This window comes from Plantibacter sp. RU18, assembly GCF_050613355.1.
Lineage (GTDB): Bacteria > Actinomycetota > Actinomycetes > Actinomycetales > Microbacteriaceae > Plantibacter.
Map to the genome: position 1 here is coordinate 1793695 of NZ_CP159618.1, position 13879 is coordinate 1807573.

General features: G+C 68.9%; 15 protein-coding genes. 9 read left to right on the forward strand and 6 right to left on the reverse strand.

The genetic code is table 11. The features are described 5' to 3' along the window. Positions 1–20 precede the first annotated feature (20 nt). Positions 21–458 carry a metallopeptidase family protein gene (locus ABMA10_RS08690; RefSeq protein ID WP_347870361.1) on the reverse strand — a complete coding sequence of 146 codons (438 nt, stop codon included), beginning with the start codon at positions 456–458 and terminating at the stop codon, positions 21–23. 104 nt (positions 459–562) lie between these two features. Here ABMA10_RS08690 and ABMA10_RS08695 point away from each other — a divergent pair, with 104 nt between their 5' ends. The 4 genes from ABMA10_RS08695 to ABMA10_RS08710 are packed head-to-tail and all read left to right on the forward strand — an operon-like array spanning position 563 to position 3706. Next, positions 563–1357 carry an MTAP family purine nucleoside phosphorylase gene (locus ABMA10_RS08695; protein WP_347870362.1) on the forward strand — a complete coding sequence of 265 codons (795 nt, stop codon included), beginning with the start codon at positions 563–565 and terminating at the stop codon, positions 1355–1357. Continuing rightward, entirely contained in the window at positions 1354–2403 is a 1050-nt protein-coding gene (locus ABMA10_RS08700) for an NAD-dependent epimerase/dehydratase family protein (RefSeq protein WP_347870363.1), read from the forward strand. Before ABMA10_RS08695 ends, ABMA10_RS08700 begins: the two co-directional genes overlap by 4 nt. After that, positions 2400–3083, forward strand: a complete 684-nt coding sequence (locus ABMA10_RS08705; protein WP_347870364.1) for a glycosyltransferase family 2 protein — start codon at positions 2400–2402, stop codon at positions 3081–3083. The genes ABMA10_RS08700 and ABMA10_RS08705 overlap by 4 nt, the downstream gene beginning before the upstream one ends. After that, entirely contained in the window at positions 3080–3706 is a 627-nt protein-coding gene (locus ABMA10_RS08710; RefSeq protein WP_347870365.1) for a TIGR04282 family arsenosugar biosynthesis glycosyltransferase, read from the forward strand. Before ABMA10_RS08705 ends, ABMA10_RS08710 begins: the two co-directional genes overlap by 4 nt. Before the next feature lie 432 nt (positions 3707–4138). Here ABMA10_RS08710 and ABMA10_RS08715 read toward each other — a convergent pair whose 3' ends face one another. The 3 genes from ABMA10_RS08715 to ABMA10_RS08725 all read right to left on the reverse strand — a co-directional run bounded on the left by ABMA10_RS08715 (position 4139) and on the right by ABMA10_RS08725 (position 7417). Beyond that, positions 4139–5401 (reverse strand): molybdopterin-dependent oxidoreductase, encoded by a 1263-nt coding sequence (locus ABMA10_RS08715; RefSeq protein ID WP_347870366.1) that lies wholly within the window; start codon positions 5399–5401, stop codon positions 4139–4141. A 104-nt stretch (positions 5402–5505) separates the two neighbouring features. Next, the gene (locus tag ABMA10_RS08720; RefSeq protein ID WP_431031431.1) at positions 5506–6690 is read right to left on the reverse strand and encodes a sensor histidine kinase; all 1185 of its coding nucleotides are present in this window, start codon (positions 6688–6690) and stop codon (positions 5506–5508) included. A gap of 7 nt (positions 6691–6697) precedes the next feature. Further along, entirely contained in the window at positions 6698–7417 is a 720-nt protein-coding gene (locus ABMA10_RS08725) for a response regulator transcription factor (RefSeq protein WP_347870368.1), read from the reverse strand. Positions 7418–7529: 112 nt separating this feature from the next. On the opposite strand from ABMA10_RS08725, the gene ABMA10_RS08730 reads away from it, so the two are divergent. Genes ABMA10_RS08730 through ahcY form a run of 4 tightly spaced genes read left to right on the forward strand, consistent with a single transcriptional unit; the run spans position 7530 to position 11418 of the window. Then, positions 7530–8234 (forward strand): class I SAM-dependent methyltransferase, encoded by a 705-nt coding sequence (locus tag ABMA10_RS08730; RefSeq protein ID WP_347870369.1) that lies wholly within the window; start codon positions 7530–7532, stop codon positions 8232–8234. Beyond that, complete coding sequence (locus tag ABMA10_RS08735) at positions 8228–9595, forward strand: hypothetical protein (protein ID WP_431031432.1); 1368 nt, start codon at positions 8228–8230, stop codon at positions 9593–9595. Before ABMA10_RS08730 ends, ABMA10_RS08735 begins: the two co-directional genes overlap by 7 nt. Positions 9596–9645: 50 nt before the next feature. Next, entirely contained in the window at positions 9646–9867 is a 222-nt protein-coding gene (locus tag ABMA10_RS08740) for a DUF3499 family protein (protein WP_347870371.1), read from the forward strand. A gap of 60 nt (positions 9868–9927) precedes the next feature. After that, positions 9928–11418 (forward strand): adenosylhomocysteinase, encoded by a 1491-nt coding sequence (gene ahcY, locus ABMA10_RS08745; protein ID WP_347870372.1) that lies wholly within the window; start codon positions 9928–9930, stop codon positions 11416–11418. 102 nt (positions 11419–11520) lie between these two features. Here ahcY and ABMA10_RS08750 read toward each other — a convergent pair whose 3' ends face one another. Further along, complete coding sequence (locus ABMA10_RS08750) at positions 11521–12381, reverse strand: RDD family protein (protein WP_347870373.1); 861 nt, start codon at positions 12379–12381, stop codon at positions 11521–11523. A 68-nt stretch (positions 12382–12449) separates the two neighbouring features. Between ABMA10_RS08750 and ABMA10_RS08755 the strand changes: the two genes are divergently transcribed. After that, positions 12450–13445 (forward strand): stage II sporulation protein M, encoded by a 996-nt coding sequence (locus ABMA10_RS08755; RefSeq protein WP_347870374.1) that lies wholly within the window; start codon positions 12450–12452, stop codon positions 13443–13445. Positions 13446–13467: 22 nt separating this feature from the next. On the opposite strand, the gene ABMA10_RS08760 is transcribed toward ABMA10_RS08755, so the two are convergent. Next, positions 13468–13863 (reverse strand): DUF5997 family protein, encoded by a 396-nt coding sequence (locus ABMA10_RS08760; RefSeq protein ID WP_347870375.1) that lies wholly within the window; start codon positions 13861–13863, stop codon positions 13468–13470. Between the last annotated feature and the right edge of the window lie 16 nt (positions 13864–13879).

Here is a 13879-nt window from a genome sequence, read left to right on the forward strand (position 1 = left end):
CCTCTGACCGGCAGGGCTGATCAGAGGAAGCGGTAGCGCTCCGGGCCGAGGTCCCACGGGTCCTTCCCGAGCAGCTCGGCCACGGCGCGGAACACGCAGCTCTCGACCATCATGCGCTGGTGCATCTCGTCGTTGCGGTGGAGCTTGCTCATGCGCTGGATGGGCAGCCGGTACAGGATGATCCGTCGGCGCGCGCGGTCCACGAACCATCGGTCGACGCCGTCGGTGCCGGAGTTGTCCGCTGGCATCGCGCCGACCTCGAACCGGACGTCGGCGAGTTCGTCCGGCCAGGCGCCGCGCAGGTAGTCCGCGGTCGTCGCGACGGTGAGGTCGAACTGGTCGATGCGCGTGTCGATCGGCGGGACGTCGGGACCGACGACACTCGATCGTCCGTTCCGGCCGTGGCGTGATCGTCGACGCGAGAGCGCGCCCCGTGTCTCCTCGTCAGCCTGCGCCATGCGACCAGTCTAGGCGGCGGTGCTGTCAGCGCCGGATCTTACGAGGCGGAGACAACCCTCGCGGTTCGCGCGCGAGACGGGGTCTCGGCTGAGAGGGTCGGAGGATGAGTATTCCAATTGCCGTCATCGGCGGTTCCGGCCTCTCGACCGTGCTCGACCCCACGAGCGCAGAATCCCTGAGCGTCCCGACCCCCTATCGGACGGTCGAAGTGCTCGTCGGCGAGCTCGGCGGTCGGACGGTGGCGTTCGTCCCGCGTCACGGTGCGGGGCACAGCGTGCCGCCACATCGGATCGATTCCAGGGCGACCGTCTGGGCGCTCGCGAGCCTGGGGGTCCACGCGATCATCTCCACGGCCGCCGTCGGATCGATCAACACCGAACTCCCCGTTGGCAGGCTGGTCGTCGTCGACCAGTACCTGGATCGGACGAACGGCAGGCAGGACACCTTCTACGAGGGCCCTGACGTCCAACATCTGCCGTCGGCCGAGCCGTTCTGCCCAGAGCTGCGTACGATCGCCGCGTCGACGCTCGGTCCCGACGTGTCCGTCGGAGCGACGGTGGCGGTCATCCAGGGCCCGCGGTTCTCCACTCGCGCCGAGTCGCGGTGGCTCGCGGCTGCCGGAGCCGACCTCCTCAACATGACCCTGTATCCGGAGGTCCCGCTCGCCGCCGAACTGAACATCGGCACGCTCACGCTCGCGTTCGTCACCGATGAGGACGCCGCGGACGACGCCGACCCGGTCGACGCGGCGCTGGTGTTCGCGCGGTTGGCCGAGGCGAAACCCAGGATCGTCGACGCGATCGAACGCATCGTCGCTGCTGTTCCAGTGGATTACCGGGCGCGGACGCTCATCTCGGCCGCCGCGGTCGAGCGCGTACTCCAACGGCGGACCTCATGATCCTCGTGACCGGCGGCGCAGGGTTCATCGGTCGTGCGGTCGTGCGAGCGCTCATCTCGAGAGGCGAACCGGTGCGCGTCGTCGACTCGCTCCGGATCGACGTGCACGGGACGCATCCTGCACCGCCGACGCCGGGCGCTGAGTTCCTGCACGGTGATCTCCAGGACAGAGGCGTGGTCGCCGCCGCCCTCGACGGGGTCGACACGGTCCTGCATCTGGCGGCGAAGGTCGGTCTCGGCGTCTCGCTCGGGGACGCTCCGGACTACATCGCCTCGAACGACCAAGCGACCGCCGAACTCGTGGCGGGCATGGCTGTGGCTGGAGTCGGCCGGCTCGTGCTGTCCAGCTCGATGGTGGTCTACGGAGAAGGCGCCTATCTCGGGGCGTCCGGGCCGACCCGTCCTGCGCCCCGTCGTCTCGCCGATCTCGAAGCGGGCCGGTTCGAACCCCGCAGCGCCGACGGAGAACAGCTGCGGTCCTCGTTGATCCTCGAGGATGCGACGCTCGATCCACGCAACGTGTACGCGAGCTCGAAGCTCGCCCAGGAACACCTCGCGGCCGCCTGGGCGAGGGCGAGCGGCGGGGTCGCCGCCGTGCTCCGCTATCACAACGTGTACGGGCCGGGCATGCCTCAGAACACCCCCTACGCAGGCGTCGCCTCGCTCTTCCGTTCTGCTCTCGCTCGCCGAGAAGCACCGCTGGTCTTCGAGGACGGACGACAGCGTCGGGACTTCGTGCATGTCGACGACGTCGCTTCGGCCAACCTCGCCGCGCTCGACTGGACCGCGGCACAGCTCGCAGGCACGGTGCGCCCCTTCAACATCGGCAGCGGCGTGGTGCACACCATCGGGGAGGTCGCGAGCGCACTCTGCGCGGACGACGAACTCGACCCGGTGATCACCGGAGCGTTCCGCCTGGGCGACGTCCGGCACATCACCGCATCGTCCGAGCGAGCACGTCGCGAGCTCGCCTGGGAGCCCAGAGTGGCGTTCGACGACGGCATGCGCGACTTCCGCACCGCGCCACTCAGGCCGGCGGCACGATGATGCCCGCACGCGTCGATGTCGTGTTCCCCTGCCTGGATGAGGCGCAGGCGCTGCCTTGGGTCCTCGGCCGCCTGCCCGCGGACCACCGGGCGATCGTCGTCGACAACGGTTCGACCGACGGTTCCGCGGACGTCGCGCGCCGATACGGAGCCGTCGTCGTCACCGAGCCCCGCCGCGGTTTCGGAGCTGCCGCGCACGCCGGGCTGCTCGCCGCGACCGCGCCGACGGTCGCGTTCTGCGATGCCGACGGCTCGATGGATCCGCGCGACCTCGTGCTCGTCACCGCCCCGGTGCTCGCGGGACACGCGGAACTCGTCCTGGGCCGACGACGGCCGACACGAGGCTCCTGGCCCGTCCACGCCCGCATGGCCAATCGAGCACTCGCCGCCCTCATCCGGGTGCGGACGGGCCTCGCGCTGCACGACCTCGGTCCGATGCGCGCGGCGGATCGCCTGTCGATGCTCGGATTCGAACTCCAGGACAGGCGCAGCGGGTACCCGCTCGAACTGGTCCTCCGGGCGAACGCCGCCGGCTGGCGCATCAGGGAGGTCGACGTGCCGTACCGGCCGCGGGTCGGTCGTTCGAAGGTGACCGGCACGGTGCGCGGAACCCTGTCCGCCGTCTCGGACATGTCGCGCCTGTTGGCGGACGAGCGCGCGAGGACGGGAAGCGACCGATGACGACGCTTGTCCTCATCGCGAAGGAACCGATCGCCGGCCGGGTGAAGACCCGGTTGCATCCGCCGTTCTCGCTTGCCGAGGCGGCCAGGCTCGCTGCGGCGGCCATCGACGACACTCTCCGGGTGCTCGCCGACTTGCCGGCCACCGGTCGGATCCTCTACTACCAGGGCGAACTCCTGCCCGAGCGTGCGCACGGCTTCGACATCGTGCCACAGGGCGAGGGGTCTCTCGACGTCCGTCTCGGTGCGCTGTTCGACCTGTGCGTCGGCCCCACGCTGTTGGTCGGGATGGACACGCCGCAGCTGCGCGCTGAGGACCTGGCCGGTCCGTGTACAGCTTGGGCGGACGAGGTCGACTCCTGGTTCGGCCCGGCCGAGGATGGCGGGTTCTGGGCGCTCGGGATGCGCGAGCCGGATGGCTCGCTCATCCGGGGGGTCACCATGTCGGCCGACGACACCGGGGGTCGTCAGCTTGATCGACTGCGCAGCGCAGGTCACTGGGTGGGGATGCTGCCGACGCTGCGCGACGTCGACACCGTGCTGGACGCCGAGGCGGTCGCTGCGCTGGCCCCGGACACGTCGTTCGCGCAGACCTTCGCCGCGTTGCGGAACGCCGGGCGGTGACGTTTCGGGCGGCGATGACCGCGACGACCGCGACGAGCACGACGCCGAGTTCGAACCAGACGAGGTTCCCGAGGTAGTCGAACGGCAGGACCGTGGGATTCGCTGTGCCGATGGCGTCCTTCCACGCGGCGGGGAGCACGATCAGGGCCATGATGCCGCCGACCACTGCCGCACCGCTGACGATCGCCTTCGTCGCGGCGCTCCACGGGGCGAGGCGCAGCAGCAGGCCGACGCCGAGCACCGCGGCCGCGATGATCCCGTCGTGCACGACCAGGGCGCCGAGCAGCCAGCCGGCGACGCCGGGATATCGGATCGCCGGGATCTGCTGGATGAACAGGACCGCTCCGAGCACCACCAGGGCGATGCCCAGACCGCCGAGCAGCAGTCGAGTGCGCCGCAGCGGTGTGCTGTGCAGGGGAGACGAGGAGCGGTTCATGCGAGGACCTCGATGCTGGTGAGCCACTTGGTCTGGAGGACACCCGGACGGGACGAGCAGATGATGCGGGCGGGGTATCCGTGGTCGAGGTCGAGGATCTGACCGTTGAGTTCGAGCGCGATGAGCGTCGCGTCGTCGCGGACGAACTCCCGCGGCATGATCATCACCGTGTACGCGCTGCGTTCCTGGAGACTGCGTACCCGGATCGTGGCGTGCTCGGGTGCGCCGACCCGATCGACGAGGTCGCGCATGCGCAAGCCGCGCCACCGTGCGCTTTGGCTCCAGCCCTCGACGCAGGCCAGCGGGATGACCTCCTCGACCTGCGGCAGGGCTGCGAGCTCGGCTCTGGTGAAGGTCCTGCTGGTTTCGCCGTACCGCACTGTCAGGACCCAGTCCTCGGCTGCGGCCGTTTCGAGTACTCCGGCGGAGGACGCCGTGTGGTTCACCGGTAAGTCTTGCGGGCCAGTGCCGGGAAGCCTCGGTGCGAAGAGCGTGAACGGTCGGAGGAACGGGATGCTCTGGCCTGCCGTGAGCACGACGAGCGCGCCTGCAGCGAGTCCGATGGTCGAGAAGAAGCTGCGCCGACTGGTCGCCGCGGCAGTCCCGGAAGGCTGCGACGGGACGCGATCGATCCACGCGAACAGGGTTCCGGTCATGCCGCGAACGGCGCGAGACGGTTCGGCGACCGGTACGGTCTCCGACTCTGTCGCGAGCTCCACCATGGCGTCACGGCGACGCCAGTACCGTGTGATCACCGGCAGCTTGATCGCGATGTGCAACGCGAGCGATCCGACGATGACGAACGACAGGACGAAGTGCAGCCGGCGGAACGAGAACGGGAACAGTGCGTAGAACTGATAGGTGTTGAGGAGCCCGATGGTGATCTCGACGAGCGACGCCGAGACGAAGACCGCGATCGATGCCCGCTCGAGGAAGTGGGGCACAGAACGGACCGGCGGCGACTGGAACAGCTCGGGGAACACGGCGTAGAGCTTCCCGAGGAGTAGCGGGAAGCAGACGATGCCGGTGATGATGTGCGTGCCCTGCGTCGCCTGGTAGAGCCAGACGGGCCGGGTCGGGAACACCATCCATGGCAATGGGTCCTGGAGGAAATGACTGTAGAGCCCGGTGAGGAAGCAGACGATGAACGCTGCTCCCAGCAGCCGCCCGAGCACCACCGCAGTCCGTGGATTGCGCGACGGCGTTGCGAGGGCCGTTCTGGTGCGATGCAGGATCTCGTGCAAGCCAGGTGCCGCCATGGGGTCTCCATCCGTGTGCTGCCAACGCTACGGAGCAGCGCAGCCGGGCGTGCTCGTCTGCGGTGACGAAGTGGAGACAGTCCGTGACTGTGGACACGTGTCGGTCAGGCGCTGGCGAGACCGCGCGGGAGCCGCACCTCGAAGCGGCAACCGCCTGGCACGTTCCGGACGGAGACGGTACCGTCGTGCGCTTCGACGATGCCGCGCACGATCGCGAGCCCGAGGCCCCCTCCCGACAGGCCGTCGATGGTCGCGGTCCTCGCCGGGTCGCCTCGCCAGCCCGCGTCGAACACCCGATCCAGGTCAGCGTCGACGATGCCAGCTCCCGTGTTCGCCACGCTCAGCACGAGCTGGCTCGCGACCTCGGAGGTCGAGATGTCGACGACACCGCCCTCAGGCGTGTGCTCGACGGCGTTCACGAGCATGTTGGCTATGACCCGCGCGAGCTCGCGGGCATCGCCGAAGATGATCGGCGCGTCCTGATCGCCGGTTGCGCGGAGTTCGACGCGCTGCCGATCCGCGACCGCTTGGAGCTCGCCGACCGCATCGCTCACCAGATCGGCGACCGACACTGGCTCGAAGTGCAGACGGAGCGCGCCGGCTTGGATCCGGGAGAGTTCGAACAGGTCGTCCACCATGCTCGTCAGGCTGGACACCTGGCCGCGCATCAGCCGGTAGTACCGGGGCGGGTCCTCGACAAGACCATCCTCGAGGGCTTCAGCCATCGCGCGTATCCCGGCGAGGGGGGTCCGGAGGTCATGGGAGACGTGCGCGATGAGATCACGGCGTGCACCCTCCGCGGCCGCGACCGCAGCCCGAGACTCTGCGAGTCGTCGCCCGCTCAAGGCCAGTTCGGCCGCCAGCCGGGCGAGTTCCGCGGTCGCCTGCGGGGCGGGACGGTCGTGTGTCTCCAGCCCCGAGCGCGATACGACGAGACCGTCAGAGGCCTGGTCGGCGTCGCCGAGTGCTCTCGCGAGGGCGGTCAGTTCGGCACTGCGTCGGGCGAAGGTCCGCCCGAGGACGACCGCCGCGCCGAGCGAGACGACCGCTGAGATCACGGCCATCGTCAGCACGACCGACAGGTCGTGGGCGGAGACGTACATCTCCGATGAGGCGAGCACCACGCCGAGGACGACGGACAACACGCCGGAGACGGAGACGATGCCGAGTTGAACGAGCATCGAGGTGCGTCGAGCAAGGCGGAGTGCGACGAACCCGACGATGGTGACCGCCGTCGCCGCGACCAGTGCGATGCCGACGAGTATCAGGATGTCCTGGAGGGGGAGCATGGGATCCTCAGAGGTCGAGTCGGTATCCGACGCCCCACACGGTGGTGAGGATGGTCGGTTTGGTGGGTTCCGGTTCGATCTTCTCGCGGACCCGACGCACGGTGACCGTGACCGTCGAGAGATCGCCGAAATCCCAGCCCCACACCGAGCGCAGGAGTTGCTCCCGACTGAAGACCTGCCGGGGGTGCTTCAGCAGGAACGAGAAGAGGTCGAACTCGCGCGCGGACAGCGCGAGGGACACTCCGGAGCGCTCGACCGTGCGGGCCGAGGGGTCGAGGGTGAACGGACCGTGCGTGAACGATGCCTCCGGTGTGTACTCCCCGATGACACGCCGGAGGATGGACTGCGCCCGCAGGACCAGTTCTCGCGGTGAGAAGGGCTTCGCGAGGTAGTCGTCGGCCCCGGCTTCGAGACCGGCGATGCGATCCTCGGTGGAGCCGAGAGCCGTCAGCATGATGATCGGCATCGATCGGGTCGCCCGGAGTCGGCGGCAGACCTCGAGCCCGTCGATGCCGGGCAGCATGCGATCGAGGACGACGAGGTCGGGAGGTCGGCGGGAGGCGAGCTCGAGTGCGCCGAAGCCGTCGGATGCGGTGTCGACGATGAATCCGGCTGCCCGCAGGTAGGAGCCGGCGACCTCGAGCACGGTCGGGTCGTCTTCGACGATCAGGATGCGGCGATCGGCGAGCAGATGGTCGGCGGCTGGGACCGGGTTGTGGGGGAGCACGGCCCAACCGTAGTTCGTTCGAGCTGTTCGAACCCCATATGTGCGGAAAGGCGTTCGCGGTTCGTAAGATCCTCGCCCACGGATCCTGAGGTGGTCGACCTAGCCTCGAAGGATGTCAAGCCTACTGATCGATGGCGCGTCCCGTTCGGAGCCCGTCTTCGGCGCCGGTGGTCTCGCCCCGTATGAACGTGCGCTCCTCGCTGCGCATCGTCGCTCGACGCTGCGGCTCGTGGGAGCGCTCGAGAACAGCCCCGCGGGCGGAGACGTCATCGACGTGGCGACGTACAGTGATGGTGCGGACACCGTCGACCGCAGCGTGCTCGCGATGACCTCAGGTGCCGTGCTCGACCTCGGTTGCGGTCCAGGACGGATGGTCGAGGCAGCTGTGCAGCTCGGGAGGACGGCGCTCGGCGTCGACCTCTCCGTCGCCGCTCTCGAGCTCGCCGTCCGTCGTGGTGTGCCCGTCCTGCATGCGTCGGTGTTCGACCCGCTCCCTGACGAGGGCGGCTGGGGCGCTGTCCTGCTGCTCGACGGCAACGTCGGGATCGGGGGAGATCCGGATTCGCTCCTCCGACGTGCGCGCGCCCTGGTCCGACCTGATCGGGCGTCACGGATCGTGGTCGAAGCGCATCGGACGGAGCACGACCGTCGCTTCGAGGCGGTGCTTGTCGACGACGACGGACGCCGGAGCGCGGCCTTCCCCTGGGCGCAGCTCGGCTCACGAGCCCTCGTGACCGTCGGCTCGCGGAGTGGCTTGCAGGTCGTCCGTCGATGGCGCACCGGCGGACGTCGATTCGTGGCGTTCTCACCATGCTGAGCCCGGTCGATCGACCGCTGGTCCCCGGCCGACCGCCACGCGAGCCCGGCACGCGCGCAGCGCTCATCGGTGCCGGCGCCTCCGTGCTCCTGATCGTGCTCGCGATCGCGCTGCCCGCCCTGCTCCACCTCGATGTCCGAGTCCGCTGGTTCCCACCGCTGCACGCCGAGTGGGCGCCCCGCATCGGGTGGGGCACGGTGCCTGCCCTCGTCATCGCCGGGCTCGCGCTCCTGTCCGCCTTCCGCCTCGCCCATTCGCTCCGGTGGGGCGCGCTGCTCCCGCTGGTCTTCGCCGCCGCGCTCGCATGGATGACCTCGCTCGCGGTGGTCGACGGTCCGGAGGGGCTCGGCCAGATCCTCGAGCACCCCTACGAATATCTGCAGTCGGCCAGGATGATCACCGACGTGCCGACGATGCTGGCCGAGTACGTCTCACGCATTCCGCTCGACTCGGTCGACAACTGGCCGGTCCACCTCGCCGGGCATCCCCCCGGTGCGGTCCTGTTCTTCATCGGGCTGGTGCACCTCGGCCTCGGGTCCTGGCTCGCCAGTGGACTCGTCGTCATCGTGCTGGCGGCGAGCACGCCCGTCGCCGTCCTCATCACACTGCGGCGCCTCGGTGCCGAGTCCATCGCCCGGGCAGCAGCACCGTTCCTCGCCCTCGGACCGGTCGCGGTCTGGCTCGCAGTGTCCGGGGATGCGATGTTCGGTGCGGTCGCCGCCTGGGGGCTGTGCGCGCTGGCGTGCGCCGCGACCACCCGCCGCGTCCCGATGCTCATCCTCTGGGCGCTCGCCGCTGGCCTCCTGCTCGGAGCCTGCGTCATGCTGTCCTACGGTTTGCCGCTCCTGGGCGTCCTCGCGCTCGCGATCCTCTGGCTGGCACGATCCTGGTGGCCGTTGCCGATCGCGGCCGGTGCGGCAGTCGGCGTCGTGCTCGTGTTCGCGGGGTTCGGGTTCCGGTGGTGGGAGGCCTATCCGGTGCTCGTGGACCGCTACTGGGCGGGGATCGCGAGCCGGCGACCATTCACCTACTGGGTCTGGGGGAACCTCGCGGCGCTGTCGATCAGTGCGGGCCCCGTGGTCGGAGCCTCGGTTGCGGTCGTCCTGCGCCGCCTCAGGCGTCCATTCCCCGTCGGTGCGGCGCGGGTGGCCGTCGTCCTGACGGCTGCCGCGCTCGTCATCATCCTGCTGGCAGACCTCTCGATGATGAGCAAGGCCGAGGTCGAGCGTATCTGGGTGCCGTTCGTCCCCTGGCTGTTGATCGGCACCGCGCTCCTTCCGGAGCGTCTTCGCCGCCCCGCGCTCGGCCTCCAGCTCGTGACCGCGCTCCTCGTGCAGCATCTGCTGCTGACGGGCTGGTGACCGGCGAGCCGGAGGGGCGACCCGGAGCACCGGGGTTACCCTGGGACCAAATGGTAGACAGGATGTGTTCGAAGGTCGGCTGCTCACGCGAGCCGGTCGCGACGCTGACCTACGACTACCGGGATTCGATGGCGGTGCTCGGGCCGCTCAGCATCGAGAAGAGCCCCCACAGCTATGACCTGTGTTCCATCCACGCGGAACGTCTGAGCGTGCCGAAGGGGTGGCAGGTCGTCAAGCACAGTGTGCTGGGCGATGTCGGCTACGGAGTCTGAACGCTTCGGATCCGCTGTCATGAAGCTCCGCGACGCGTGACGGTCTGCGAGAATGGCCGCATGAGTTCTTCTGCGCCATCTGCCCCCACCACCGTCCTCCCGTACAAGGTGGCGGATCTCTCGCTCGCCGAAGCCGGACGCCACCAGCTCCGTCTCGCCGAGAACGAGATGCCCGGCCTCATGGCGCTCCGCGAGGAGTTCGGCGCCAGCCAGCCACTCGCCGGCGCGCGCATCGCCGGCTCGCTGCACATGACCGTGCAGACCGCCGTCCTGATCGAGACCCTGACGGCCCTCGGCGCCGAGGTCCGCTGGGCCAGCTGCAACATCTTCTCCACGCAGGACGAGGCCGCCGCTGCCGTCGCCGTCGGACCCACCGGCTTTGTCGACGCTCCGGCAGGTGTGCCGGTCTTCGCCTGGAAGGGCGAGACGCTCGAAGAGTACTGGTGGTGCACCGAGCAGATCTTCGACTGGTCGACCGAAGCGGCGGCCGCCGGTGCCGACTGGACCGGGCCCAACCTCATCCTCGACGACGGTGGCGACGCGAGCATGCTCGTGCACCAGGGTCGTCGATTCGAACTCGCCGGCGCCGTCCCCGAGACGACCGACGCTGACAGCCACGAGTACAGCATCGTCCTCGATGTCCTTCGTCGTTCGCTCGCGGGCAGTACCGACCGCTGGACGAAGGTCGCTGCCGACATCCTCGGCGTGACCGAGGAGACCACCACGGGTGTGCACCGCCTCTACGAGCTGGCGAAGACGGGCGAGCTGCTGTTCCCCGCGATCAACGTCAACGACTCGGTGACGAAGAGCAAGTTCGACAACAAGTACGGTATCCGCCACTCGCTGCCCGATGGCCTGAACCGCGCGACCGACGTCCTCATCGGCGGCAAGGTCGTGTTCGTCGCAGGGTACGGCGACGTGGGCAAGGGCGCGGCCGAGGCCCTCCGTGGCCAGGGCGCGCGTGTCATCGTCTCCGAGGTCGACCCGATCTGCGCACTCCAGGCGTCGATGGACGGGTACCAGGTCGCTACGCTCGAGAGCGTCATCGGCGACGTCGACATCATCGTCACCTGCACCGGGAACTTCAACGTCGTCACGCTCGACCACATCCTGGGGCTGAAGCACCTCGCGATCGTCTCGAACGTCGGCCACTTCGACAACGAGATCGACATGGCCTCGCTCGAAGCGCTCGAAGGCGCCGAGAAGGTCGAGATCAAGCCCCAGGTGCACGAGTGGCGTCTGCCGAACGGGCGGAGCGTCCTCGTCCTCAGCGAGGGCCGCCTGATGAACCTCGGCAACGCGACGGGTCATCCGTCCTTCGTCATGAGCAACTCGTTCACCAACCAGGTCCTCGCCCAGCTGGAGCTCTGGATGCGGACGGACGAGTACCCGATCGGCGTCTACGTGCTCCCGAAGCACCTCGACGAGAAGGTCGCGCGTCTCCACCTCGACGCCCTCGGTGTCAAGCTCACGACGCTCTCGGGCGAGCAGGCCGACTACATCGGCGTCCCCGTCGAGGGCCCGTACAAGGTCGACCACTACCGCTACTGAGGTCGACCCCGCTTCGACAGGCTCAGTGACCGGGCGGAGGCCCGCTCAGTGAGCCTGTCGGGCGCTCAGTGAGTGTGCCGGACGGTCTCCGGCGGCGGCGCTTCAGCGGTCGGGGAAGTGGTGCGGCTGCCCGGCCAGGGTGGGTTGCAGGAGCGCCAATCGCTGGCGCTGGGCGAGCTGCGCCTGATACTCGCGCTCCCGACGGATCACGGAGACCCCGACGAGGAACATCTCGGGCGGCGCGACCGGCAGGGGCGACACGAACTGCGAGACCTCGGCGGCCAGTTCGGCGGCGAGACGGGCCCGTGTGGCGGGTGTCATCGCCCCAGCCTGCTTGAGGAACTGCGTGACGCGGCGGGCGAGGGCGTCCGGCAGTCTGGCGACGTCGGCACCGACGGACCAGGCGCCGAGTTGTGGCGGGATCATCGCGACGGGCTCGACCACGCGTGGCAGACGTTCCCGTTGGCTGTACGTTCCGGCGAGGACGTCCCCGAGGCGCTTCGACCGACTGCTGAGCAGGCCCGTGAGTGCAGCGATACCGCCAGCGGTGAGATAGATCTCGAAGTACCCGGTCAGCGCGCGGATGAACGCGTGCCGGAATCCTGGCGCACCGCCATCGTCGCGGACGATGCGGGCTCCGACGACGAGCCTGCCGAGTGATCGACCGCGTGTCGCGATCTCGACCGCCGCAGGCAGGACGACGAGGCAGAGCACGGTCAACCCCAACACGATCGCCGTGAACATCGACGTGTCCATCTGCACGCCGGACAGCGCCCAGGAGAACATCACGAGCATGAGGCCGATGAAGACGGCGATCGACACGATGTAGTCGATGATCGCTCCGGCTGCACGGAGGATGAAGCCCGTCGGGCGCACGTCGAGGGCGACCGCCTCACCCGTGATCAGCTCGGTGCCGTCATCCAGCGACGACTCGTGCAGCGGAAGCTGGGTGGGGTGGGACATGCCGTCCATTCAAGCAGAAGTGCGCAGTCCGAGGCGCGGATCGCGGGTACCGCGTAGCATGGCATCCGATGGACCTCGACGCCTACTCAGCAGCCCACCGACAGGAATGGGATCGCCTCGACGCGCTCGGGAAGCAGCGGTTCTTCACCGGGCAGGAGGCTGACGAGCTGATCGACCGGTACCAGGCGGGCGCGACGCAGCTCTCCGCGATCAAGACGACGGCCGGCTCGACCCTCGTCGGCGACCGACTCTCGGTGTCGTTGTCGAGAGCGCGCCTGCGCTTCACGGGTGCTGGTGCGAACGTCTTCTCGAGCGTCCCGCGCTTCTTCGTGCTGTCGCTCCCGGCGGCGCTCTACCGCGTGCGATGGGTGACGCTGGCCGTCGCCCTCGTGACGATCATCATCGCGACGCTCTACGCCGTGTGGATCGCGGGCAACCCGCAAGTGCTCGCCAACCTCGGGACCGATGCGCAGCTGAAACAGTACGTCGAGGACGATTTCGTCGCCTACTACTCGAACAACCCTGCCGCCAGCTTCGCGGGCCAGGTGTGGACGAACAACGCCTGGATCGCTGCGCAATGCGTCGCCTTCGGCATCAGCGGTGTCTGGGTGCCGTACATCATCGTCTCGAACGCGCAGGGCGTCGGTCAGGCCGCTGGTCTGATGTTCGCGTACGGCAAGGGTGACGTGTTCTTCGAGTACATCCTCCCGCACGGCATGCTCGAGCTCACCGCGGTGTTCGTCGCTGCCGCGGCCGGTCTGCGGATCTTCTGGGCCTGGGTCGCACCAGGACCGAGGACCAGGGGCCAGGCGCTGGCCGAGGAGGGCCGCGCGCTCTTCACGATCGCGATCGGCCTCGTCATCGTGCTCTTCGTCTCGGGTCTCGTCGAAGGATTCGTGACGCCGGCGCCTTGGCCGTGGGCTGTGAAGATGCTCATCGGCGGGGGAGCGCTTGCCGCATTCCTGCTCTACATGTGCTGGTGGGGCGGGAAGGCATACCGGTCCGGGGAGCGTGGCGACCTCGACGACTTCGAGGCAGGGGCGAAGCGGATCGTCGCAGGCTGACGCTGCGACGCCGTCAGGAAGGCTACTCGCCGGCCTCGCTGCGCGCGCGGCGCTCGGCGTTGCGGGTGTTGACCCGCGCGTTCTCCGCGTTGACCTCTGCGTGCACGGCGCGCTCCTGGACGAGCCAGGCCGGAAGCGTGCGGAGCAGTTCCTGGATCTGCTCCGTCGTGAGCGCCTCGGTGATCTCCGCGCGGGCGAGACCTGAGGTGGAGACCCCGAGTTTGCGGGCGACGACGTCGCGCGGGTGCGGGCCGTTCTTCCGCAGCTCGAGGAGCCACTCCGTCGGGTTCGCCTGCAGTTCGAGGAACGCGGAGCGCGTGATCGGCTCCTCCTGGAAGGATGCCGGAGTCGCCGGCAGGTACACACCGAGCTTCTTCGCCGCGGTGGCCGGTTTCATGATCTGTTCGCTCGCGCCCATCCGCTCAGCGTACCCC

Bases quoted from the DNA above. Each gene is read 5' to 3' on its own strand.
- ABMA10_RS08715 (WP_347870366.1), bottom strand. From the start codon at position 5,401: ATGGCGGCACCTGGCTTGCACGAGATCCTGCATCGCACCAGAACGGCC.
- ABMA10_RS08730 (WP_347870369.1), top strand. From the start codon at position 7,530: ATGTCAAGCCTACTGATCGATGGCGCGTCCCGTTCGGAGCCCGTCTTC.
- ABMA10_RS08695 (WP_347870362.1), top strand. From the start codon at position 563: ATGAGTATTCCAATTGCCGTCATCGGCGGTTCCGGCCTCTCGACCGTG.
- ABMA10_RS08690 (WP_347870361.1), bottom strand. From the start codon at position 458: ATGGCGCAGGCTGACGAGGAGACACGGGGCGCGCTCTCGCGTCGACGA.
- ABMA10_RS08750 (WP_347870373.1), bottom strand. From the start codon at position 12,381: ATGTCCCACCCCACCCAGCTTCCGCTGCACGAGTCGTCGCTGGATGAC.
- ahcY (WP_347870372.1), top strand. From the start codon at position 9,928: ATGAGTTCTTCTGCGCCATCTGCCCCCACCACCGTCCTCCCGTACAAG.
- ABMA10_RS08740 (WP_347870371.1), top strand. From the start codon at position 9,646: ATGGTAGACAGGATGTGTTCGAAGGTCGGCTGCTCACGCGAGCCGGTC.
- ABMA10_RS08735 (WP_431031432.1), top strand. From the start codon at position 8,228: ATGCTGAGCCCGGTCGATCGACCGCTGGTCCCCGGCCGACCGCCACGC.
- ABMA10_RS08720 (WP_431031431.1), bottom strand. From the start codon at position 6,690: ATGCTCCCCCTCCAGGACATCCTGATACTCGTCGGCATCGCACTGGTC.
- ABMA10_RS08700 (WP_347870363.1), top strand. From the start codon at position 1,354: ATGATCCTCGTGACCGGCGGCGCAGGGTTCATCGGTCGTGCGGTCGTG.
- ABMA10_RS08760 (WP_347870375.1), bottom strand. From the start codon at position 13,863: ATGGGCGCGAGCGAACAGATCATGAAACCGGCCACCGCGGCGAAGAAG.
- ABMA10_RS08710 (WP_347870365.1), top strand. From the start codon at position 3,080: ATGACGACGCTTGTCCTCATCGCGAAGGAACCGATCGCCGGCCGGGTG.
- ABMA10_RS08755 (WP_347870374.1), top strand. From the start codon at position 12,450: ATGGACCTCGACGCCTACTCAGCAGCCCACCGACAGGAATGGGATCGC.
- ABMA10_RS08705 (WP_347870364.1), top strand. From the start codon at position 2,400: ATGATGCCCGCACGCGTCGATGTCGTGTTCCCCTGCCTGGATGAGGCG.